17 protein-coding genes are annotated in these 21,020 nt (G+C 67.6%); 10 read left to right on the top strand and 7 right to left on the bottom strand.

What is annotated here, in order from left to right; genetic code table 11:
• Positions 1–4: 4 nt before the first annotated feature.
• Both gltB and RTY46_RS01700 read right to left on the bottom strand, forming a co-directional pair.
• Entirely contained in the window at positions 5–4,459 is a 4,455-nt protein-coding gene (gltB, locus tag RTY46_RS01705; RefSeq protein ID WP_312706377.1) for a glutamate synthase large subunit, read from the bottom strand.
• Positions 4,460–4,631: 172 nt separating this feature from the next.
• Positions 4,632–5,021 (bottom strand): I78 family peptidase inhibitor, encoded by a 390-nt coding sequence (locus tag RTY46_RS01700; protein ID WP_312706376.1) that lies wholly within the window; start codon positions 5,019–5,021, stop codon positions 4,632–4,634.
• Positions 5,022–5,139: 118 nt separating this feature from the next.
• On the opposite strand from RTY46_RS01700, the gene RTY46_RS01695 reads away from it, so the two are divergent.
• The 6 genes from RTY46_RS01695 to RTY46_RS01670 all read left to right on the top strand — a co-directional run bounded on the left by RTY46_RS01695 (position 5,140) and on the right by RTY46_RS01670 (position 10,989).
• Positions 5,140–6,204 (top strand): DNA topoisomerase IB, encoded by a 1,065-nt coding sequence (locus tag RTY46_RS01695; protein ID WP_312706375.1) that lies wholly within the window; start codon positions 5,140–5,142, stop codon positions 6,202–6,204.
• Positions 6,205–6,327: 123 nt separating this feature from the next.
• Complete coding sequence (locus RTY46_RS01690) at positions 6,328–7,755, top strand: XVIPCD domain-containing protein (protein ID WP_312706374.1); 1,428 nt, start codon at positions 6,328–6,330, stop codon at positions 7,753–7,755.
• Between the two features lie 321 nt (positions 7,756–8,076).
• Entirely contained in the window at positions 8,077–8,559 is a 483-nt protein-coding gene (locus tag RTY46_RS01685) for a hypothetical protein (protein WP_312706373.1), read from the top strand.
• Between the two features lie 3 nt (positions 8,560–8,562).
• On the top strand, positions 8,563–9,384 hold the full coding sequence (locus RTY46_RS01680) for a hypothetical protein (RefSeq protein WP_312706372.1): 822 nt from the start codon (positions 8,563–8,565) through the stop codon (positions 9,382–9,384).
• Positions 9,385–9,432: 48 nt separating this feature from the next.
• Positions 9,433–10,206 carry a hypothetical protein gene (locus RTY46_RS01675; protein WP_312706371.1) on the top strand — a complete coding sequence of 258 codons (774 nt, stop codon included), beginning with the start codon at positions 9,433–9,435 and terminating at the stop codon, positions 10,204–10,206.
• Between the two features lie 3 nt (positions 10,207–10,209).
• A complete protein-coding gene (locus tag RTY46_RS01670) occupies positions 10,210–10,989 on the top strand; it encodes a hypothetical protein (RefSeq protein WP_312706370.1) in 780 nt (259 codons plus the stop codon).
• Between the two features lie 35 nt (positions 10,990–11,024).
• Here the strand turns inward: RTY46_RS01670 and RTY46_RS01665 are convergent, their stop codons facing one another.
• Complete coding sequence (locus RTY46_RS01665) at positions 11,025–11,369, bottom strand: hypothetical protein (RefSeq protein WP_312706369.1); 345 nt, start codon at positions 11,367–11,369, stop codon at positions 11,025–11,027.
• A 197-nt stretch (positions 11,370–11,566) separates the two neighbouring features.
• On the opposite strand from RTY46_RS01665, the gene RTY46_RS01660 reads away from it, so the two are divergent.
• The 3 genes from RTY46_RS01660 (at position 11,567) to RTY46_RS01650 (ending at position 15,127) form a co-directional block, all read left to right on the top strand.
• The gene (locus RTY46_RS01660) at positions 11,567–12,673 is read left to right on the top strand and encodes an SDR family oxidoreductase (RefSeq protein ID WP_312706368.1); all 1,107 of its coding nucleotides are present in this window, start codon (positions 11,567–11,569) and stop codon (positions 12,671–12,673) included.
• Positions 12,674–12,835: 162 nt separating this feature from the next.
• The gene (locus RTY46_RS01655; protein ID WP_108751749.1) at positions 12,836–13,222 is read left to right on the top strand and encodes a BlaI/MecI/CopY family transcriptional regulator; all 387 of its coding nucleotides are present in this window, start codon (positions 12,836–12,838) and stop codon (positions 13,220–13,222) included.
• Between the two features lie 3 nt (positions 13,223–13,225).
• The gene (locus RTY46_RS01650) at positions 13,226–15,127 is read left to right on the top strand and encodes a M56 family metallopeptidase (RefSeq protein ID WP_312706367.1); all 1,902 of its coding nucleotides are present in this window, start codon (positions 13,226–13,228) and stop codon (positions 15,125–15,127) included.
• A 70-nt stretch (positions 15,128–15,197) separates the two neighbouring features.
• On the opposite strand, the gene RTY46_RS01645 is transcribed toward RTY46_RS01650, so the two are convergent.
• The 4 genes from RTY46_RS01645 to RTY46_RS01630 all read right to left on the bottom strand — a co-directional run bounded on the left by RTY46_RS01645 (position 15,198) and on the right by RTY46_RS01630 (position 20,269).
• Positions 15,198–15,521 carry an I78 family peptidase inhibitor gene (locus tag RTY46_RS01645; protein ID WP_312706366.1) on the bottom strand — a complete coding sequence of 108 codons (324 nt, stop codon included), beginning with the start codon at positions 15,519–15,521 and terminating at the stop codon, positions 15,198–15,200.
• A gap of 84 nt (positions 15,522–15,605) precedes the next feature.
• Positions 15,606–16,628: a ribonuclease H-like domain-containing protein gene (locus RTY46_RS01640; RefSeq protein ID WP_312706365.1), complete on the bottom strand. Its 1,023-nt coding sequence runs from the start codon at positions 16,626–16,628 to the stop codon at positions 15,606–15,608.
• A complete protein-coding gene (locus tag RTY46_RS01635; protein WP_312706364.1) occupies positions 16,625–19,114 on the bottom strand; it encodes a DEAD/DEAH box helicase in 2,490 nt (829 codons plus the stop codon). Before RTY46_RS01635 ends, RTY46_RS01640 begins: the two co-directional genes overlap by 4 nt.
• A 93-nt stretch (positions 19,115–19,207) precedes the next feature.
• Complete coding sequence (locus RTY46_RS01630; RefSeq protein ID WP_312706363.1) at positions 19,208–20,269, bottom strand: hypothetical protein; 1,062 nt, start codon at positions 20,267–20,269, stop codon at positions 19,208–19,210.
• A 237-nt stretch (positions 20,270–20,506) separates the two neighbouring features.
• Between RTY46_RS01630 and RTY46_RS01625 the strand changes: the two genes are divergently transcribed.
• Positions 20,507–21,010: a hypothetical protein gene (locus RTY46_RS01625; protein ID WP_312706362.1), complete on the top strand. Its 504-nt coding sequence runs from the start codon at positions 20,507–20,509 to the stop codon at positions 21,008–21,010.
• Positions 21,011–21,020 lie beyond the last annotated feature (10 nt).

Raw genomic sequence — 21,020 nt, 5'->3', positions numbered from 1 at the left:
GCGCTCAGGCGGCGCGGCGCAGGGTTTCGGTCAGCGACTCGATGCTGGCGGCCTTGGGTTTGACCAGCCAGAACTTGCCGATGTAATCGCGGAACTCGTCCATGATCTGCTGCGCCCAGATACTGCCGGTCAGCTCGCGGTGGCGGCCGATCAGGCGGTGCAGGTGCTGGCGGTAGTTCTCGAAACCCTCGGCGGACACGCGGTGGATGTCGATCAGCTCGTGGTTGTAGCGGTCAACGAAATCGCGGTCCACGTCCAGCACGTAGGCCAGGCCGCCGGTGAAGCCGGCACCGAAGTTCAGGCCGACCTTGCCCAGCACCAGCACCACGCCGTCGGTCATGTATTCACAGCAGTGGTCACCGGCACCTTCCACCACCGCCAGCGCGCCGGAATTGCGCACCGCGAAGCGTTCGCCCGCGCGGCCGGCGGCAAACAGCTCGCCACCGGTGGCGCCGTACAGGCAGGTGTTGCCGATGATGGCGGTACTGCGCGCCTCGAAGCGCGCGCCGCGCGGCGGACGCACCACCAGGCGGCCACCGGCCATGCCCTTGCCGACGTAATCGTTGGCTTCGCCTTCCACTTCCAGGTGCAGGCCGCCGACGTTGAACGCGCCGAAGCTCTGCCCGGCACTGCCGCGGAAGCGCAGTTCCAGCGGTGATTCGGCCATGCCCTGGTTGCCGTGCGCGCGGGCCACAGCGCCGGCCAGGCGGGTGCCGATGCTGCGGTCGGTGTTGTGGATCAGGAAGCGGTGCTCGCCCCCCTGCTTGTGCTCGATGGCCGGCGCCAGCAGGCCGTCCATCTGCGTAGCCAGGCTGTCCGGCGATTCGTACAGGCGCTGCGCAGCGCAGTGGCTGCCTTCGTAACGGGCATCGGCCAGCAGGCGCGACAGGTCCACGCGCACGCCGTCGCGCGGCGCGGCCTCGATCTGCCGCAGCAGGTCGGTGCGGCCGACGATCTCTTTCAGCGAACGTGCGCCCAGATAGGACAACCAGCCACGCACTTCCTCGGCCAGCAGACGGAAGAAGTTCTCCACGCGCTCGGGCTGGCCGGTGAAGTGGTTCTCGCGCAGGCGATCGTCCTGGGTAGCCACACCGGTGGCGCAGTTGTTCAGGTGGCAGATGCGCAGGTACTTGCAGCCCAGCACGATCATCGGTGCGGTGCCGAAGCCGAAGCTGTCCGCACCCAGCAGTGCTGCCTTCACCACGTCCAGGCCGGTCTTCAGGCCACCGTCGGTCTGCAGCAGGGTGCGCCCGCGCAGGTCGTTGGCCAGCAGCGCCTGGTGCGCCTCAGCCACGCCCAGCTCCCACGGCACGCCGGCATAGCGGATCGAGCTGACCGGCGATGCACCGGTGCCGCCGTCATGGCCGGAGATGGTGATCAGGTCGGCGCCGGCCTTGACCACGCCAGCGGCAATCGTGCCCACGCCGGCGTGGCTGACCAGCTTCACCGACACCAGCGCGGTGGGGTTCACCTGCTTCAGGTCGTAGATCAGCTGGGCCAGGTCTTCGATCGAATAGATGTCGTGGTGCGGCGGCGGCGAGATCAGGCCAATGCCCGGCTTGGCATAGCGCAGCCGTGCGATCAGTTCATTGACCTTGTGGCCGGGCAACTGGCCGCCTTCGCCGGGCTTGGCACCCTGCGCGACCTTGATCTGCAGCACCTCGGCATTGACCAGGTATTCGGCGGTGACACCGAAGCGGCCCGAGGCCACCTGCTTGATCTTGCTGCGCCGCTGCGTGCCGTAGCGCGCCGGGTCTTCGCCACCTTCGCCGGAATTGCTACGGCCGCCGAGGCGGTTCATGGCAATGGCCAGTGCTTCGTGTGCTTCGGGCGAGAGCGCCCCCAGGCTGATGGCGGCGGTATCGAAGCGCGGGAACAGTTCGCTGGCCGGGGCGACCTCGTCCAACGGCGTCGGCGTGGCGGCCGGTACCAGTTCCAGCAGGTCACGCAGCGCCGACGGCGGCCGTGCATGCACCGCATCGCAGTACTGCTGCCACGCACGCGGGTCACCGCTGCGCGCCGCGCGCTGCAGGGTGGTCACCACGTCCGGGTTGTACATGTGGTATTCGCCACCGTGCACGTACTTCAGCAGGCCGCCGACATCCACGCCCTGCTGCGCATCCCAGGCCTGCGCGCACAGCTCGCGCGCGTCGGCATCCAGGCGCGCGAAACCGGCCCCGCCGATGCGCGAAGCCGTATCGGGGAAGCACAGCTCGACCACCTCCGGTTCCAGGCCGATGATCTCGAACAGCTGCGCGCCGCGGTAACTGGCCACGGTACAGATGCCCATCTTCGAGATGATCTTCGACAGGCCCTTGTAGACGCCCTTGCGGTAGCGGCGGCCGATCTGCGACTGCTCGCCGCCCTTGCTGAGCTTGAGGATGCCGCGCCGGCCCAGGTCGAACAGGGTCTGGTAGGCCAGGTACGGGTAGACGGCGGTGGCACCGAAGCCGAGCAGGCAGGCCATGTGGTGCGGGTCGCGCGCGGTGCCGGTCTCGACGATCAGGTTGACGTCGCAGCGCAGGCCCAGGCGCGAGAGGTGGTGGTGGATGGCACTGGTGGCCAGCAGGGCATGCACCATCGGCCGACCGGCCACCGGGTAGCGGTCGGACAGCAGCAGCATCACCATGCCCTCGCGGGCGGCCTGTTCGGCCTCGGCGCAGATGCGCTCGATGCCGGCGTGCAGGCCTTCGTCTTCGCTGTAGGACAGGTCCAGCAGGCGGTTGGCCTGCACGTACTGGTCCATCTTCAGCAGCTGGCGCAGCTTGCGCTGGCTCAGCACCGGCGAGTTCAGGATGACGTGGTTCACCGTCTCCGGCCCGGCATGGAAGATGTTGGTCTCCTTGCCGAGCTGGGTGGACAGGGACATCGCGCAGTCTTCGCGCAGCGGATCGATGGGCGGGTTGGTGACCTGCGCGAAGGCCTGGCGGAAGTAGTCGAAGAGCGGACGGCTGCGCTGGCTCAGCACGGCCATCGGCGTGTCATCACCCATCGAGCCGGTGGCTTCCTGCTCGGTCTCGGCCAGCGGCCGCAGCACCTGCTCCACTTCTTCGCTGCTGAGCTGGTACAGCTTGTGGTAGCTGCGCAGGGTGCCCTCGTCGAAGGGTTCCTCCACCAGCGACGGATCGATCAGTTCGGTCTGCAGGTAGGTCACGCCCTGCTGCAGCCACTGCTTGTACGGCGCGCGGCCGCGGTTGATGCGGTCGATGGCCTCCGAATCGAGCAGGTCGCCGCGCTTGAGGTCGATGGCGATCATTTCGCCGGGCCCCAGCTTGCCCTTGCGCACCACGCGCTCGGTGGGCACTTCCCACACACCGGCTTCGGAGGCGACCAGGAAGTGGCGGTCGGCGGTCAGCATCCAGCGCGCCGGGCGCAGGCCGTTGCGGTCCAGGGTACAGACCGCGTAGCGGCTGTCGCAGGCGACGATGCCGGCCGGGCCGTCCCACGGCTCGCTGTTCAAGCCGTAGAACTCGTAGAACGCGGCCAGGTCCGGATCCTTGAATTCCAGCGACTGGGTGGCCGGCGGTACCAGGATGCGCAGCGCCTGGATCAGTTCCATGCCACCGGACACCATCAGTTCCAGCATGTTGTCCAGGCTCTGCGAATCCGAGCCGTGCATGGAGATGACCGGATCGAACTCGGCGATGTCGAAGCGCGGGGTCTTCCACACCTTGCTGCGCGCCTGCGCCCAGCGGCGGTTGCCCTCGATGGTGTTGATCTCGCCGTTGTGGGCAAGCATGCGGAACGGGTGGGCCAGCGGCCAGCGCGGCAGCGTATTGGTGGAAAAGCGCTGGTGGAACACGATGGCGCTGGAGGCCAGTTCGCGCCGCTGCAGATCGGTGTAGAAGCGGCTGAGCTTGTCCGGCAGCACCATGCCCTTGTAGCTGATCGCGTTCGGGGTGAGCGTGGTGACGTAGAAATCGGCGTGCTCGCGCAGCTGCTGTTCGCTGCGGCGGCGGGCCAGGAACAGGGCCAGCGCGAAGCCGGCATCGTCCTGGCCGACACCGGCATCGACGAACACCTGTTCGATGCGCGGCAGCGTGTCGCGCGCAAGCTGGCCGCACACGCTGTCGTCGGTCGGCACCAGGCGCCAGCCGGCCACCTTGCAGCCCACCGCTTCGATCTGCTGCTGCAGCTGCGCGCGGCAGGCGTGGGCGGCCGCTTCATCGTGCGGCAGGAACACCAGGCCGGCGGTGAAGCGCGCGCCGATGGCGATGCCAGCCTCGCTGGCCAGCAGTTTCAGGAAGGCATCGGGGCGGCGCAGCAGCAGGCCGCAGCCGTCGCCGGTCAGGCCATCGGCGGCGACACCGCCGCGGTGGGTCATGCGCGACAGCGCGGCAATGGCGGTGTCGACCAGCAGACGCGAAGGCTGGTCGTCGAGCTGGGCGACCATGCCGAATCCACAGGCATCGCGCTCGGAGCGCGGGTCGTAAAGCCCTTGGCGGTTGCGGGGGGCCATCTCTACCTCGATGCGAAATGAAATGAGCGGGGACACTCGTGCCCGCTCATTCCCTGGAGCGCATCGTGAGGCCACCGGATGCCTCGACTAGATCACAGTTGCTGCAACGCCGCAACACACGGTTGCGCGTGCAACCAAAGCGCTGGCAAGTGCCTGCCAGCGCAGGGGTTTTTCAGCCGCAGCGAACGCCGCTCACCACATCCTTGGCGTCCACTTCCACATTCAGGCGGTCACCCAGGAATTCCATGGTGGCCACGTCGTTGGGCTTGAGCACGCGCACCTGGCTGGCACCGGCATCTTCCTGGGCCTGCTTGCCCACCGCATCGGTGTAGGCCTGGCCGACCAGGCTCTGCACCTGGCTGGCATCGCAGGTGCCGGCCGGCGGTGCTTCGGTGGCCTTGCCGGCTTCATCGGCCGGGGCCTTGGCCGCTTCGGCGGCCTGCTGGGCGTTGGCAGTGGCCGCATCCTGCTCGTCCATCGACGGCGCCTGGCAGGCGGTCAAGGCCAGCACGGCCGGCAGCAGCAGGGCGGACAGGGATCGGGCACGGATCGGAAACGACATCAAGGACTCCAGATAGAGATGGAAGGGTATGCCCCGAGCATAGCCGCGAACCCACCCTCACGTGTTTGTCTTGCGTTATTGACGCGCTGGCTGCACGGCGCTGGCCATGCTGCCAGCCATGCCCACCACCGCCACCCCCGAACGCCAGGCCGCACGCGCCGCCGGCCTGCGCTATGTCGATGACACCCAGCCCGGCATCAGCCGCCGTCGCGCAGGCAAGGGTTTCAGTTACCGCGATGCCGACGGCCACGCGCTGCGCGATGCCGCCACCCTGCAGCGCATCCGCGCGCTGGCCATTCCGCCGGCCTACACCGCCGTGTGGATCTGTGCCCACGCCAATGGCCACCTGCAGGCGACCGGCCGCGATGCGCGCGGGCGCAAGCAGTACCGTTACCACGCCGACTGGGCCGCCGTGCGCGATGCCGGCAAGTTCGACCGGGTGATCGCCTTTGGTGAAGCGCTGCCTGCGCTGCGCCGGCGCCTGGCGCGCGACCTGAAGCATCCCGGCTTCCCGCGCGACAAGGTGCTGGCGGTGGTGGTGGCGCTGCTGGCCGACACCCTGGTGCGGGTAGGCAACGAAAGCTATGCGCAGGAGAACAAATCCTACGGGCTGACCACGTTGCGCAACCGGCATCTGGACCTGCTGCGCGGTGGCCGCGTACGCATGCGCTTCCGGGGCAAATCCGGGCAGTTGCATGAGGTGGTGGTGGGTGACCGCCGTCTGGGCACGCTGGTGCGCGGCATCCAGCAGTTGCCGGGGCAGGCGCTGTTCCAGTACCGCGACGACGACGGTGTCGTGCAGCCGGTCGATTCCGGGGCGGTTAATGACTACCTGCGCGACGTGATGGGCGAAGACTTCACTGCCAAGGATTTCCGCACCTGGGGCGGCACCCTGGCGGCGGTGCAAGCGTTCGCCGCCACCGAGCTGCCCGAACCGGCCAGCCCGCGTGCGCTGGCCAAGGCGCAGCGCGAGGTGGTGTGCCAGGTGGCCGCGCGGCTGGGCAATACGCCGGCGGTCTGCCGCAAGGCCTATATCGACCCGTGCGTGTTTGCTGGCTGGGAGCGCGGTGAGCTGGCCTCGCTGGCGGGCCTGCGCGGGCCAAGGCAGTGGGAACAGGCCACGCTTAAAGTGCTGCGCCGGGCGCGGCGGCTGGCCAGGCGCAGCGGGGCAACGGCCCCGTAGCGTCGAGCTTGCTCGACGGCCGTTCAATTCAGAATTCCCCGATGCCGGTGTGTGCGGTAGGTCAAGAATGGGCCTTCGGGCGTTGGATAGGCTGGGTACCTTGCGGATCACACGGACCTGGACATGCCCGAGATGGATATCAGCGCTGCAGCCGACGAAGTCGTGCGATTGCTGCAGCAGAATCACGCACGCGCTGCGGCCGAACGACTGGAAGCGCTGCGAGATGGCCAGGCAGCGGTCATCCAGGAGTCACTGGACCGGTACGTCTCGGTTCGCGGGGCTGCGGAGCTGGGAGCGTTGCGGGCTGCTGGGGGTGTTGCCGCCGGGGACAGGGCTATTGTCAGCCCGATGCTGGATCGACTGCGCGAGGCGTCGCGGCCGCCGCGGATGCCAGTTGAAACGGAAACGGAAAATTTGAGCCAGGCCCAACAGTACGATGTCTATGGCAGCATGATAGAAGTGCGGGGCAGTGCCGCCGCGCATGATGCGATGCGCACTCAGGACCGCGTCATTCTGGGATTGCGTCAGGAGGACCGCACTACCACGGCGCGCGGCCAAGGTGATTACAACGACCGCATCGTCGTGCTCTGGAAAGACGTTGAAGGTGGGCGGCACGCCCGTGAATTCAACAAGGCAACAACCGAGCCCACTGCTCAGTATGACGCCCATGCGGCGAGCAGGCAGCCGAGTCCAGTATTTGAAGACGTGATTCGGAAGAAGAAGACCGAAGGAGAAGATGTCAACGGCGATGGTGTCAGGGATCTTGGCAGATTGACTGAGGGAACCACGGCGATGCAGGCCACTACTCACCCCCGCCGCGACCGTCCCGCAGAGTTCGCACTCCGGCCCACTCCGGCAGCAGTCGCGGCTGGTGGGGGGCGCGTCGAGCGTGACAGTAATGGCGATGGTTGGTTTGACGCGCGGGATACCCAAGGAATGCAGGACCTCAATTCGACCTTCAAGATCCATCGTGGAAGCTCGCGCAACACCGATTCAGCCGGTTGCCAGACCATCGATGGTGGGAAGTACGACGACTTCATCGAGGTCGTGCGCGGTACGCCTGGACAGAACAGTTGGCAGTATGTCTTGACCTCGGTCGCACCTGGACAGGTTCGCGAGCGCGGTGGTCGGGAAGTTTCCCCAGCAGCAACAGATGATCCGCGTCTGCCGTCACATCGTGACCATCCCCTACAGCAGCAGATCAGCCAAGGCTTGCGCGCAATGGGCGGTGCCTATGCAGAGCACGCAGACGAGTACAGCTTGGTGATGTTGCTTGAAGCGAAGGCCGCGGGCCTGACCCGAGTAGACCAAGTGGTGGCAAGTAATCCCGTGCGGGGTGGGGCGGCCGGCGAGACGCTGTTCCTGGTTCAAGGCAGCCTGACCGATCCAGCTGCACAGCGCGTCGGAACAAACGCGGCCAAGGTTGCAGAGACCAGCGTAGAGGCCAGTCTCCAGGAGCTTCAGCGGCAATCGCAGGAGCAGCAGTCGCATATGCCCCTGCAACTGACACCCGCACAGCAGCAGGAAGCACCTGTCATGGGGGGACGCTGAGCCATGCAACACCGCTACCTGACTTCATCGGTTGTCCTGCTTTCGCTGGGAATCTGCAGCGGCTGCACCCCCGCCCTTGAAGGGCCCCTGGTATCTCACGCGATCCCGCCCGCTGGGGATTCTTCATACGTTGTCGCAGTGAGCGACGAAGGGTTGCCGGGGTTGACTAATGTGAGTGGCGCCCCAGATGTTCCTGCCAGAGTGGGCTTGTTGCCTCCCGACGCCAAGCGAGTACTGACGGGGCTGGGCTGCGTACTGGACGATAGTGCGAAGGTGCTGCTAACCGAGGTGAGGGGCGAGGATGGGCGCCAAGATGTAATGGTGTCCGACCATTCTGGCACGCGCTATCGCTATTGGCTTCGTTCCTTCTCTGGCAGTGGAGACACCACTGGCTATCTGCTGCAGTTGAACAAATGTCCTGCCTCCACGGTCGGCATGCGCGCCCTTATCGCCCATGGCGGCGATGCCCCGCAGGACGTAACCGCATCAGTGTTGGCGAATAGCTCGCTTCCGGACGCCGCTGCCATGGCCGCCTACGCCGAGGCGGGCGTGAGCGATCTGTTCGCACTTACAGAGCAGTTGGACACAGTACCGGTGGTGCGCTGGGTAGCTGAACCCGACGTCGATCGCCCCATTGCGAAAGACGTCCGTACCTTTGACCACGCCAGTCTGGTGCATGCCGGCTTTCTCGTGTGGGAAAAGGATCGCTTCACTTTCCGCTGGACGATTCCCGCATCGCTGTGGCCATGCAGCGGGTCGCAGACAATTTCCTGCAGCGATGATCCCTTCGTAAAGGGGCCGTAGTGAATGGACGACAACGACGCGCACATGAAGAAGGTAAGGATCAGCCTGCGTATGCAGCGCGCTGTCCCAACCAAGAAGGAACACCGGAGCAGGTTTCACCGAGGCCTGACGTTGCCTGTGCTTCTCGTTCCGCTGCTGGCGTGCAGTGCCTCCGCCATGGACGCCGATGTCGGGTTGCCGGGACTTCCCCGTGTCAGTGGCAGCGCGGACATGCACGGCAGCTATGGCCCTCTTCCAGCAGAAGCCAAGCGCGTACTGGCGGGACTCGGCTGCAGTCTGGACGATACGGCCAAGGTACTGGTGGCCTACGTGCCTGGTGAGGCCGGAAACCGCGATGTCATGGTGACCGACACGAGAGGGACGAATTACCGCTATTGGCTCCGATCATTCTCTGGCAGTGACGGCACAGTCGGCTACCTGCTGCAACTGAACGGTTGTCCTGTATCGACGGACGGCATGCGTGCCTACATCGCCCGAGGAAGCGCTGCACCGCAGGATGTGACGGCATCGGTGCTCGCGCAGAGCTCGCTTCCCGATGCATTCACCATGGCCTCCTACACGGAGGCTGGAGTAAGCGATCTGGCAGCCCTCACGGGGCAATTGGATACGGTGCCGGTAGTGCGCTGGGTGGCCGAGCCCGACGTGGATCGTCCCATCGCGAAGGATGCCCGCACCTTCGACCACACCAGCCTGGTGCACGCCGGCTTTCTTGTCTGGGAAAAGGATCGCTTCACGTTCCATTGGAAGATTCCCGCATCGCTGTGGCCATGCAGCGGGTCGCAGACTATTTCCTGCAGCGATGATCCCTTCGTAAAGGGGCCGTAGTGAATGCAAAAGGACGCGGACATGCAAATGACAAGGAGCGGACAGCGGATGCAGCTTGCCACTTCGACCGGTAAGGAAAACCGAAGCAAGCTTCACCGTGGCCTGACGTGGCCGGCGTTCCTCTTATCGCTGCTGGCTTGCAGCGCGTTCGCCATGGACGGCGGTGTCGGTTTGCCGGGGTTGCCCGATGTGAGCGGCGCCCCCGACCTTCCTGGCAGAGTGGGCTCGCTGCCTCCCGACGCCACGCGAATACTGACGGGGTTGGGCTGCGTTCTGGACGGTAGTGCCAAGGTGCTGCTGACCGAGGTAATGGGTGAGGATGGACGCCGCGATGTGATGGTGTCCAACGATATCGGCACGCGCTACCGGTACTGGCTCCGATCATTCTCCGGCAGTGGCGACACTACCGGCTATCTGGTGCAGCTGAACGGATGCCCCGTCTCTACGGTCGGCATGCGGGCATACATTGCCCGCGGCGCAGCCGCGCCGCAGGACGTGACGGCGTCTGTTCTTGCGAACAGTGCGCTGCCCGACGCCGCCACCATGGCCGCCTACGCTGAGGCCGGTGTGAGCGATCTGTTCGCCCTCACCTGGAAGTTGGATAAGGTTCCGGTGGTGCGCTGGGTGGCCGAGCCCGACGTGGATCGGCCCATCGCATTGGATGGCCGAACTTTCGACCGGGGCAACATGGTGCACGCGGGCTTTCTGGTGTGGGAGAAGGATCGCTTCACCTTCCACAAATCAGTTCCCGCAGCGCTCTGGCCCTGCAACAAATGGGAGGCCCTTTCCTGCAGTGAGGATCCTTTCCTGAAAGGGTGGTAGCGGATGGACAAGGACGCGGACATGCAGACGATCAGGACCAGACAGCCGATGCAGTACGCCGCTTCGGCCGGGTCGGCGTTTCTGCTATCGCTGCTGGCTTGCAGCGCGTCCGCCATGGACCCTGGGGTCGGGCTGCCTGGATTGCCCGCCGCCAGCGGCAGCTCGGGCACCCAAGGCGAGTACGGTCCCCTGCCACTTCAAGCCAGGCAGGTCCTGACAGGGCTCGGGTGCCGTCTGGACGACACGGCCAAGGCGCGGGTGCTCCATATACCCGGTGCGGGTGGGCGTCAGGACGTGATGGTGACAGACAACAGTGGATCGGCTTACCACTACTGGCTCCGATCATTCTCTGGCAATGGCGGCAGCACCGGCTACCTGCTGCAACTCAAAGGCTGTCCTGCCTCCACGGTCGGCATGCGCGCCTACATCGCCAGGGGCGGCGCCGCGCCGCAGGACGTGACTGCAGCGGTTCTGGCACAGAGTGGGCTTCCCGACGCGGCCGCGATGGCCACGTACGCCACGACAGGGGTGAGCGAGATGTTCGCTCTGATCGAGCAGCTGGGCACAGTTCCAGTGCTGCGCTGGATTGCCGAACCGGACCCTGATCGCCCCATTGAAGAAGACGCCCGCACGATTGACCGCGGCAACTTCGTGCATGGCGGCTTCCTGCTATGGGAAGGGGATCGCTTCACGTTCCACTGGACGATCCCGACTGCGATGTGGCCATGTCGCCGCTACCCGACCGTTCCCTGCAGCCATGACCCCTTCGTGAAGGGGCCATAGAGGTACTCCGTAGCGTCGAGCTTGCTCGACGGCTGTCAGCCGCAGTAGATGGCGGTGATGTTGTTGGTGCGCCCGGTCTCGATGGTCAGGCGATCACCGCCTTCGCTTGCCGCACCCGCCGCCGGATCGGCATTGCCACTGGCCGTGTTGCCGCTGTGCTCGCGGCTGCCACGGGTGACCTGCACGTTCAGGCTGTCGCTGTCCACGCGTGCGCGCTCGACGGTCATGTCGGAGGCGGCCAGCCCGACTGCGCCGCGCACCATGTCGGTGTGGCACTGGCCGGAAATCACGCCGTCGATGGGCTGGATCTGGGCCACCGGGCTGCTGCTGCAGGCGGCCAGGGTGAAGCAGACGGCGGCGGTGGCAATGGCGTGCTTCATGGGGCGTTCCTGATGGGTGTCGTTGCTGCAGGGTGCGACGACGCGCGTGGTGGCGGAATGAAGCCGTGCACGCGATGGATACAACGCGCTCACTGCGAGCAACAGCCAGGGTAGGGAGACTGCACGAGCGGCTCCCGCCGCCCCCGGTAGCGCCGGCCCTCGGCCGGCAGCCCCTTCCCCCTCCCGAGGAGACCTGCATGGCCACGACCAAGACATTGCCCGCCCGCCGCAAGGCATCGCCCAAGGTGCGCAAAGGCAGCACCGCGACGAAGCCGGTTGCCGACACCGATCGCCCGCGCGTGGTGAAGACCGCCACCCGCAAGGCCGCGTCGAGTGATCCGCGCGCGGCACGCGTGGCCTCGCGGCAGCGGCGACTGCAGGACCAGGAGAAGGCCAAGGATGCGCGTGCCACCAAGAAGGCGGCGAAGAAGGCCGCCACCCAGGCCGGCACGCGCCGGCAACCGGAAACCATGCCCGCCCAGCATCTGCCCAAGCCCGGCCACGAACACGCGCTGGAACTGGCGCCGCGCTTCCTCGCCCCCGATTACGTGGGCAGCGGCAAGCTGCAGGGCATGCGCGCGATCATCACCGGGGGTGATTCCGGCATCGGACGCGCGGTGGCGGTGCTGTTCGCCCGCGAAGGCGCCGACGTGGCGGTGCTGCATCTGGACGAGGCCGAGGACGCGGACGTGACCCGCCAGCATGTGGAACGCGAGGGCGGTCGCTGTGTGGTGATCGCTGGCGATGTGCGCGATCCGCGTTTCTGCAACAAGGCGGTGAAGCAGGTGGCCAAGGCCTTTGGCGGAATCGATATCCTGGTCAACAATGCCGCCTTCCAGCTGCATTGCCAGCGTCTGGAAGATCTGGAAGACGACCACCTGCAGGAAACCCTGCAGACCAACATCGGCGGTTACATCCAGATGGCGCGCGCGGTGCTCCCGCATCTGGGCGAAGGCGCCAGCATCATCAACACCGGCTCTGAAACGGGCATCTTCGGCAGCAAGGCCTTGATCGACTATTCGGCCACCAAGGGCGCGATCCATGCCTTCACCAAGGCGCTGGCCAGCCAACTGCTGCCGCGCGGCATCCGGGTGAACTGTGTGGCGCCGGGGCCGGTGTGGACACCGCTGAACCCCGCCGACAAGCAGGCGCAGGACGTGGCCGAGTTCGGCAAGGACAGCGACATGGGCCGCCCCGCACAGCCGGAAGAGCTGTCACCCGCCTATGTGTTCCTGGCTTCGCCGGCGTGTGCCAGCTACATCAGCGGCGCGATCCTGCCGGTGATGGGCGGGCCACGGGGCTAGCGAAGACCAACGTTGAGGCATGGGGTCAGATCCCTTTCGCAAGTGAAAGGGATCTGACCCCGCTCACTCCCCTACCGTTCGTCGGCCCATGACTTCCGGGGGGTTGACTACACGTGTCGTCATGCCGACAGTAACTACACGTGTAGTCAATGGAGTGGTGTCATGCGCGGCAAGACCATCGGGGACCAGGAGCTGGCCCTGCTGCAGTACATCGATGAACATGCGCCGGCCAGTGTCGGTGAGGTCGCCAGTGGCTACGGCGAGGCCCGCGGGCTGGCCCGTTCCACCGTGCTGACCATGATGGAGCGCCTGCGGGCGAAGGGGTATCTTCAGCGGCAGCAGCAGGACGGTGTCTACCGCTACCAGGCCACCCGTGGCCCGGAAAGCGTGCTGCAGGGCGCGGTGGCCCAGTTCGTCGACAACACCCTGCAGGGCTCGGTGTCGCCGTTCGTGGCCTATCTGTCGCAGCGCCAGCAGGTCAGTGACAACGAACTGGCGGAGCTGGAAGCGCTGGTCGCCGAACTTCAATCGCGTCGCCACGAGGGCTGAGCCATGGACACCACGATGCTGATCGCGTTGCTGGAACGGCTGGGCTGGACCAGCCTGCAGACTGCCCTGCTGGTGGGGCTGGTGTACCTGGTGTGCAAGCAGCTGCCGTCGCTGTCGGCGGCCACGCGCTGCCGCCTGTGGTGGCTGGTGTCGCTGCAGGCCGTGTTCGGACTGGCCTGGAGCCAACCGCTGCAGCTGGCCTGGCTGCCGGCTCCGGCCGAGGTGGCGATGACCACCACCGATCTGGCCGCCGATGCGATCTACCCGGTCGCGCCGGAAACATCGACGCAGCTGTTGGCGGCCGTACCGATCGACCAGACCCACGACATCGTCGCCTCCATCGGTACGGGCGCATCGCCGCTGGCCGTGTGGGCACTGGCGCTGGCTGCGCTGTGGCTGTCCGGCGTGCTGCTGATGGCATGGCGTACCTTCGGCGAATGGCGGCAGTGCCGCGCGCTGCTGGCCGCCTCGCACCCCTGCGAAGACGCCGCCCTGGTGCAGGCACTGCAACTGGCAGCCGATGCGCATGGCCTGCGCCGTGCGCCGCGCCTGTGGATGAGCGCGCAGGTGGACGCACCGCAGCTGGTCGGCCCGCTGCGCCCGGTACTGCTGCTGCCGGCCGGTGCCAATGCCCTGCAGGGCGATGCACTGGATCTGGCGCTGACCCACGAGCTGCAGCACATGCAGCGTCGTGACCTGCAGTGGGGCCTGATGCCTGCGCTGGCCCAGCACCTGTTCTTCTTCCATCCGCTGCTGCGCCTGGCCGTGCGCGAATACGCCCAGGCCCGCGAAGAAGCGGTGGATGCCGCGGTGGTCGGCCAGCACGGTGCCAGCCGCCACGCCTACGGCCGCCTGCTGCTGCAGCTGGGTGTGGCACCGCAGCCGCACCTGGGCGTGGCCAGTGCCGCGCCCAGCACCACCAGCCTGAAGCGCCGCCTGTTGAGCCTGCAGCCGCGCCGTGCGTGTCCGCGCCTGTTGGCGGCCGGGCTGACCGCGCTGGTACTGGCGCTGAGCGTGGCGCCGATGCAGCTGGTGGCCGCCCCGGCACCGCCGGCGCCGCCCGCACCCCCGGCACCGCCTGCAGCGCCGCCTGCTCCTCCGGCGCCCCCGGCACCCCCGGCACCCTCCAGCAGCGTTCCTGCAGCCCCGGCCGTGCCCCGCGTGCCGCGTGTCCCGCGCGTGCCTGCCGTGCCCGCAGTGCCAGCGGTGCAGGAATCTGCCGCGTTCATTACCGAAGGCCAGCTGCACCTGGGCAACGACCTGGAACGTGGCCACGTGCTGATCGACCATGGCGGCAGCTACGCCAACGCCACCATCGAAGACATCAAGCAGGCGCGCCGTGATGTCGGCCGCGAGGGGCCGGTGCTGTGGTTCCGCGAAGGCAACAAGCGCTACGCCGTGCGTGACCTGGCGCTGATCCAGCCGCTGCAGCGCGTCTACGCGCAGTCGGCGGAAGTGGGCAGGCAGCAGGGTGAACTGGGCCGCGAGCAGGGCGCACTGGGGCGCCAGCAGGGGGAGCTGGGCCGCAGGCAGGCCGTGCATGCGCGGGAAATTGCCCGCGTGGCGACGCAGGCGGCCAGCAAGGCCGTGCGCGCCACCGACATCAACCGTGAGGCTGCGGCCGAGGCGGCACGGGCTACGCGTGGTGTGACCGACGATGCCGCGATTGCCCGCGCGGCTGACGCCGAAGTGCGTCGTGCAATGCAGGACCTGCAGGACACACACAGCCGCGATATCAGTGCGCTGGCCGACCAGCAGGCCCAGCTGGGCCTGCGCCAGTCCGCGCTGGGCAGCCAGCAGGCGGAACTGGGCGAGCGCCAGGCCAGGTTGCAGGCGCAGGCGTCGGCGCAGGTGAAGCAGGTGATCGCCCGCGCCATGGCCAGCGGCAAGGCCCAGCAGCTGTAGGACCGCTTCGCTCGCCGGGCATGGCCCGGCGCTACCGGATCGATCGCGTCCGCGGTACGGCGCGGTTACATCAACCGCAGCTGGCGCGTTCGATCCGGTTCTGCTCGTCCACGTGCACGGTCACGCGGTCCTGGCGGAAATCCATCGTCACGGCCATGCCCGGCTTCACCACGCGTGCGTTGCGCGCACCGCTGTCGGCCACCAGCTTCTTGATGGTGGCCTCATCAGCGGTCTTGCCGGTGAAGGCTTCCAGCGCTTCCGGACGGCATTCCTGCGGGCCATCGGAGACCTTTGCTGGCAGGCTGCCGCTGTCAGCGGTGCTGTTGGCACCGGCATGGCTGCAGGCCGCGAGCGGCAGGATGCTGGCCAGCAGCAACAGGGTTGTAGGGCGCATGGGCACGGCTCCGGTGAAGGGACAGCGGGCAGTGTCGCTGCTGTGCGTGTCAGCGGTGTCAACGCCACCTGAACCCGCGCGCGCTCAGGGCTGCACCAGCGCCAGCGTTTCGCGCTCGCGCTGTTCTTCGCGGATCAGCCGCTGCAGCAGCAGGGCCAGGGTCACCACGTCCTGGTGGTTGTGGTCGGCCACGCGGCGCAGATTCACGGCATCGCCGCCGCGCAGGTAACGCAGCCATGCCGCAGGCGCTTCCGAACCGGGCAGGTCATCCTCGCGCACCACGCGCAGCAGCTGGCGTTCGATGGTGGACAGCTTGCAGTTCTCCCAGCTGCCGCGATAACGGCGGCGCGTGGGGTAGAGCAGGTCCACATGGTCCAGCGCGGTGATCGGATCGCGCTGTCGTGCCAGCCGGTAGCGGGCCTTCAGCAGCGGCGCATCGTAGCTGCGGCCGTTATAGCTGCAGAACACGGTGGAAGGCTGCAGCCAGCTTGCGAAGGTGGCCAGCATCGCGTCCTCGGCGGCCATGGTGGACATCAGCAGCTGGCGGATGCGCAGGCCTTCGCCGCGCTGCGGGCAGGCATGCCAGTCGGCGGCGCCGATCATGAAGGCGCGGGTGCCGGTGCCGCCGGCCAGGCCGGTGGTTTCGGTATCGAAGAACAGCAGGTCGCGTGCGGCCACGTGCTGGCCATCGCGGCGGGCGAAGTCCAAGGACAGCGGCTGCGCCGGAATCGGCTGTGGCTGCAGCGATTCGATCAGGAACAGGCCCGGCGCGATTTCCTCGCCGGGCAGTTGCCGATCCTGCGCGCTGGCACGCACCGGGGCGGCGGTGCCGCGCGTGCGCAGGCCGAGCAGGCGATGCAGGCCACCCACTTCCGGCCGCCGCAGCGGTGCCGGCGCTGTGGCAGGTGCCGCCGCGCCGGTCGGCTTGTGGCGGATCTCCTGTTCGACCCAGGCAAACACCGAGCGCTCGGCCGCAGGCTGCCGCGCATCGTTGGCAGCCACCGGGGCCGGTGCTGTCGCCGCCGGCTCGGGCGTAGCGGGCGTGCTCGCCTTCGGGTCGCCGGCCTGCTTCCGCAGCAGGCGCAGCTTGTCCAGGCTCAGGCTCACGGCGCCAGCAGCTCCATCGGGTCGCGCGGGGTCACCACCACGTCGCGCACGTGCTGGCAGGCCTCGGCATCGAACAGGTCCAGCACGCGCAGTGCCAGCGCACGCGGCGAGGTTTCGTCCTCTTCCTGCGCGGCCAGCACCGGGCCCACGCAGGCCGGGCAACCGGCCTTGCAGTCGCAGCGCTGCACCAGTTCGCGCGCGCGCTGCACCAGTTCGGCCTGGCGCTGCCACAGCGGCTCGCTGAGGCCAACGCCACCGGGGAAGTTGTCATACAGATAGACGGTGGGCACGAACTCCTGCAGCAGCTCGACGATGCCAGGATCACCCTCGCCGCTGCGCAGCTGGCCACGGCCGGTCTGGTCGGCGATCGCGAACCAGGAACCGTCGCCGTTGCCGACCGACTTCTGCAGGTCGCGCGCATCGGCCATCACCGCCACGGTGGCGACGATGTGCAGTGCGTAGGCGGCACCGAGGAAGCCATCCAGCGCATCCTGCTTGCTGGCGAACGCGCGCAGCAGCAGCGCCTGCGGCAGCTGCCACCACACCGCGGTGGTATGCAGTTCCTGGTCGGGCAGGTTCACCGGGCCGTAGCCGATGTTCTCGTGCGTGTAGTAGCGGATCTTCTTGTAGCCGGCCACGCGGCGCACCACGTGCACTTCGCCATGGTGCGAATCGCCACGGCCGGCCACGCCGCCATCGAAACGGTCCAGCACCTTGAGCTTGGTGAAGTCGATGCTGTCGGTGTAGTAGTCCACGTGGGTTCGCGTGACGTAGGCCTTGCGGCCTTCCCAGTCCAGCGTTTCCACCTGGTAGGGAGTCGACTGCACCATGTGGATCGCGCCTTCGTACAAGGTGAGCGCGGCCGCGGAATAGTCGACCTCGGCGATGATCTGCTGGCGGCCATCGCTGCGGTCGACCACTACGAAGTTGCCATCGGCCACCGCACGCAGGCTGACCGCGTTGGCCGGATAGCTGTCGGCGATCCATTCCCAGCGCTCGCCTTCGCGGTGGATGACTTCGGTTTCGGCCAGCGCTTCCAGGAACACTTCCGGATCGATCGGGCCGAAGCCATCGCCGACCCGGAACGGCAGTTCGAAGGCCGCACAGCGGATGTGGTCGAACAGGATCAGCGGCTGGTCCGGGGCGATGCGCGCGTGTTCGGGCGAGGCCTCGGCGAAGAAATCCGGATGCCGCACCACGTACTGGTCCAGCGGTTGCGAGCTGGCCACCATCACGCCCAGCGCGGGCTGCTGGCGGCGACCGGCGCGGCCGAAGCGCTGCCAGGTGGCGGCCACGCTGCCGGGGTAGCCATTGAGGATGACCACGTCGAGGCTGCCGATATCCACGCCCAGCTCCAGCGCCGAGGTGCTGACGATGCCGTCGATGTTGCCCGCACGCATCGCACGCTCGGTCTCGCGACGTTCGGTGGGCAGGTAGCCACCGCGGTAGGCGCGGATGCGCGGCGGCTTGCGCGGGTCATGGTCGAAGATGTCCTTCAGGTACTTGGTCAGCACTTCCACCATCAGCCGCGTCTGCGCGAACACCAGGGTCTTCAGCCCGGATTTGATCGCGATGCGGGCGATGCGGTTGCTCTGCGAACGCGCCGAGGCGCGCAGGCCCAGGTCTGGATTGATCACCGGCGGGTTCCACAGCAGCACCTGCTTGGGACCGCTGGGCGCGCCGGATTCGGTGATGGCGCTGACCGGTGCCTCGATCAGCGCTTCGGCATGCGCCTGCGGGTTGCCGATGGTGGCCGAGCACAGGATGAACTGCGGTTGCACGCCATAGAACGCGCAGATGCGCTTGAGCCGGCGCAGCACGTTGGTGACGTGGCTGCCGAACACGCCGCGGTAGGTGTGCACCTCGTCGATGACGATGTAGCGCAGGTTCTCGAAGAACTGCGCCCACTTGGTGTGGTGGGGCAGGATGGCCTGGTGCAGCATGTCCGGGTTGGACACCACGATGTCGCCGTGCAGGCGGATGGCCTGGCGCGCATCGCCGGGCGTGTCGCCATCGAAGGTGAAGGCCTTCACGCCGAGGTCGCCGGCGCGGTTGAGTTCGAGCAGCTCGGCCACCTGGTCCTGGGCCAGCGCCTTGGTCGGGAACAGGTACAGCGCCTTGGCCTTGTCCTGCATGGCCGCGCTGACCACCGGCAGGGTGTAGCACAGCGACTTGCCGCTGGCGGTGGGGGTGACGATGGCTACGTGTTCGCCGCGCTGGCTGGCCTCCCACGCTTCGGCCTGGTGGCTGTAGAGCTGCTCGATGCCGCGTGCCTTCAGGGCGGCGGCAAGGGCCGGCGGCACCGCATCGGGGATGGGCGCGTAGCGGCCCTCGCGGCCGGGAATGGCGAAGCTGCCGGTGATGCGGTCGTGGTAGCGGCGCTGCAGTCGCGCACTGAGCAGGGCGCCATCGCGTGCGGGCAGGCCGTCGCGGGTGGCGAGCTTCTGCTCGGCGTCGGCCGTGCGCTTGGCGAGTTCGTAGGCCATGGATGAGGGAGCCGGGACGGTTTGCGAGGGGTCACATGGCACCACAGATGGGTCTCAGGGTGTGAGACCGCGTGCCGGGATGCAGTGAACCATTCAGTGCCCGGGGGCGGGGCGCTGCGCGATGTCGGCGGTCCGTGCAGCGTTGCGGCGGAGGGACTGGCGGATGGCCAGGATGCATCGCAGCGCATGCCACGCTGCCAGCACCGCCGCAACCGGCAGCCATCGCAGATCGCCCAGCCAGCCGGCAAGCAACAGCAACAGCAGCAGGCCCAGCCAAGTCAGCTGCCAGAACCCGCCACTGGATGGAAAGCGCTGCCGATCGCGGGCCAGGCACCAGCCCGGCCCTGCGCCCAGCACCGCGCCATCATCGACGCGGACCTCCAGCCGCATCGACCGCCGCTGGGCAAACGCGCGGGCGTCAGCCCATTCCCACGGGAGCTGCACGCGCCGGTCGGCGCCCAGCAGCCACACCGGCCCGACATCGGGACGCTTCCGGTACGCCTGCAGCTGCCCCTGCAGCTGCAGCACGCGCTGGGCGGTTGCCGGACCGCGGCGTCGTGGCCACGCCAGCCACGCTGCACCTGCGGCAATCACCAGCATGAGCAACGCTGGAACGCCGGACACGTCCACGGCTGCGCACAGTGCCAGAGCGGTGATCGGCAGTGCGGCGGGCCGCAACCCGGGGCCGCGACGCATCGCGACTTCGGCGGGTGTTTCCCGCCGCTCGCCGCGGATGCGCGCGGCGGCGGGACGGCGGAGGGATGCCACATCGAAACCGTTGAGGCGCACGACGACGGCCCAGTGCCTGGCCATCACTACCTCGGCGTCATTGTGGTCGGCGAGGTGCGGCCAGGCCTGGCGGGGCATCAGCACGGGAATGCCGGCCAGCTGACCGTCGCAGACCGGGTAGTTGGCGCTGCGTGCGCCTGCGGTGAACTCGCCGGTCAGCACGTGTACCTGGTCGTCGTGGAGGCAGCCGCTCAACACGCGCAGCGTCGCCAACGCGGCGCGTTCCCGATCATCCAGCATGCGCAGCGCGCGGCTCCGCCGCAGCACGTTCATTCTGTCGCGGACGCGCGACGTCCACTCAAGCAGGGCCGTCGTGACCATCGCCACCAGCAAGGCCATCCCGACCAGCAATGCCACGCGCGGCATCAGCCGCAGCGCGCCTGTGGCGGAAGCAATGTCGGAACGTATGCCATGGTGCTCGCGTGCGTGGGAAACCCGGCAGCGTGGCGGCCTGGTGCACCGAGGGGAATGACGATTGTTGCAAATCGCAGGTTGCGTGCCGCACGACGCAAGATCGGATGCACCCTGAACGTTCACGCCGCGCCCAACGAAATCTGAAGCCGTGATGCGTATCCTCGGGGATTGGACGCACCAGACAGGGCGATGGCTGTGGCACGACGGGAACTGCAGGGAGCACTTCTGGCCGGCATGATGCTGGCCGCCACTGCGCACGCGCAGCAGGTTGAGCCCGTGATCGACCCGCCCGCCGCGAGCGAGGTGCCGGCCGCCGATGCTGCCGACGCCGCCGCGCCACCGCAGGGCGATGTCACCACCCTGGGTGAGGTGCGCGCGATCAAGCCCGAGGATGAGGCGCTTGATCTGTACCGCTTCAAGAACCCGGTGAAGTTCGGCGACAACCGTTTCAGCCGCGACTGGAGCGAGCCGCCATCGCCCGAGCAGGTGAGCATGGGGGGTGGCTACATCATGATGGGCGTGGTGAAGGGCGTACTGGCGGCGGGCCGCGGTCTGAACAAGCTCACCGGTGGCCCCGACCAGATCCAGGCCGCCATCGCACGGCCGCCGCCGGAGCTGACGCCCGAACAGCGACGCCGGGCACAACAGTTCTGCGAGCAGCAGGACGGCTGCGATCCCTCGGTCGGGAAGTAGGCGCGGCACC

Origin of the sequence: Stenotrophomonas sp. (assembly GCF_032056425.1) — a bacterium.
GTDB lineage: Bacteria > Pseudomonadota > Gammaproteobacteria > Xanthomonadales > Xanthomonadaceae > Stenotrophomonas.
This window is presented reverse-complemented; position numbering and strand designations above follow the sequence as displayed.

Bases quoted from the DNA above. Each gene is read 5' to 3' on its own strand.
- RTY46_RS01700 (WP_312706376.1), bottom strand. From the start codon at position 5,021: ATGTCGTTTCCGATCCGTGCCCGATCCCTGTCCGCCCTGCTGCTGCCG.
- RTY46_RS01690 (WP_312706374.1), top strand. From the start codon at position 6,328: ATGCCCGAGATGGATATCAGCGCTGCAGCCGACGAAGTCGTGCGATTG.
- RTY46_RS01695 (WP_312706375.1), top strand. From the start codon at position 5,140: ATGCCCACCACCGCCACCCCCGAACGCCAGGCCGCACGCGCCGCCGGC.
- RTY46_RS01660 (WP_312706368.1), top strand. From the start codon at position 11,567: ATGGCCACGACCAAGACATTGCCCGCCCGCCGCAAGGCATCGCCCAAG.
- RTY46_RS01635 (WP_312706364.1), bottom strand. From the start codon at position 19,114: ATGGCCTACGAACTCGCCAAGCGCACGGCCGACGCCGAGCAGAAGCTC.
- RTY46_RS01675 (WP_312706371.1), top strand. From the start codon at position 9,433: ATGCAGCTTGCCACTTCGACCGGTAAGGAAAACCGAAGCAAGCTTCAC.
- RTY46_RS01670 (WP_312706370.1), top strand. From the start codon at position 10,210: ATGGACAAGGACGCGGACATGCAGACGATCAGGACCAGACAGCCGATG.
- RTY46_RS01625 (WP_312706362.1), top strand. From the start codon at position 20,507: ATGGCTGTGGCACGACGGGAACTGCAGGGAGCACTTCTGGCCGGCATG.
- RTY46_RS01630 (WP_312706363.1), bottom strand. From the start codon at position 20,269: ATGCCGCGCGTGGCATTGCTGGTCGGGATGGCCTTGCTGGTGGCGATG.
- RTY46_RS01655 (WP_108751749.1), top strand. From the start codon at position 12,836: ATGCGCGGCAAGACCATCGGGGACCAGGAGCTGGCCCTGCTGCAGTAC.
- RTY46_RS01680 (WP_312706372.1), top strand. From the start codon at position 8,563: ATGGACGACAACGACGCGCACATGAAGAAGGTAAGGATCAGCCTGCGT.
- RTY46_RS01665 (WP_312706369.1), bottom strand. From the start codon at position 11,369: ATGAAGCACGCCATTGCCACCGCCGCCGTCTGCTTCACCCTGGCCGCC.
- gltB (WP_312706377.1), bottom strand. From the start codon at position 4,459: ATGGCCCCCCGCAACCGCCAAGGGCTTTACGACCCGCGCTCCGAGCGC.
- RTY46_RS01645 (WP_312706366.1), bottom strand. From the start codon at position 15,521: ATGCGCCCTACAACCCTGTTGCTGCTGGCCAGCATCCTGCCGCTCGCG.
- RTY46_RS01650 (WP_312706367.1), top strand. From the start codon at position 13,226: ATGGACACCACGATGCTGATCGCGTTGCTGGAACGGCTGGGCTGGACC.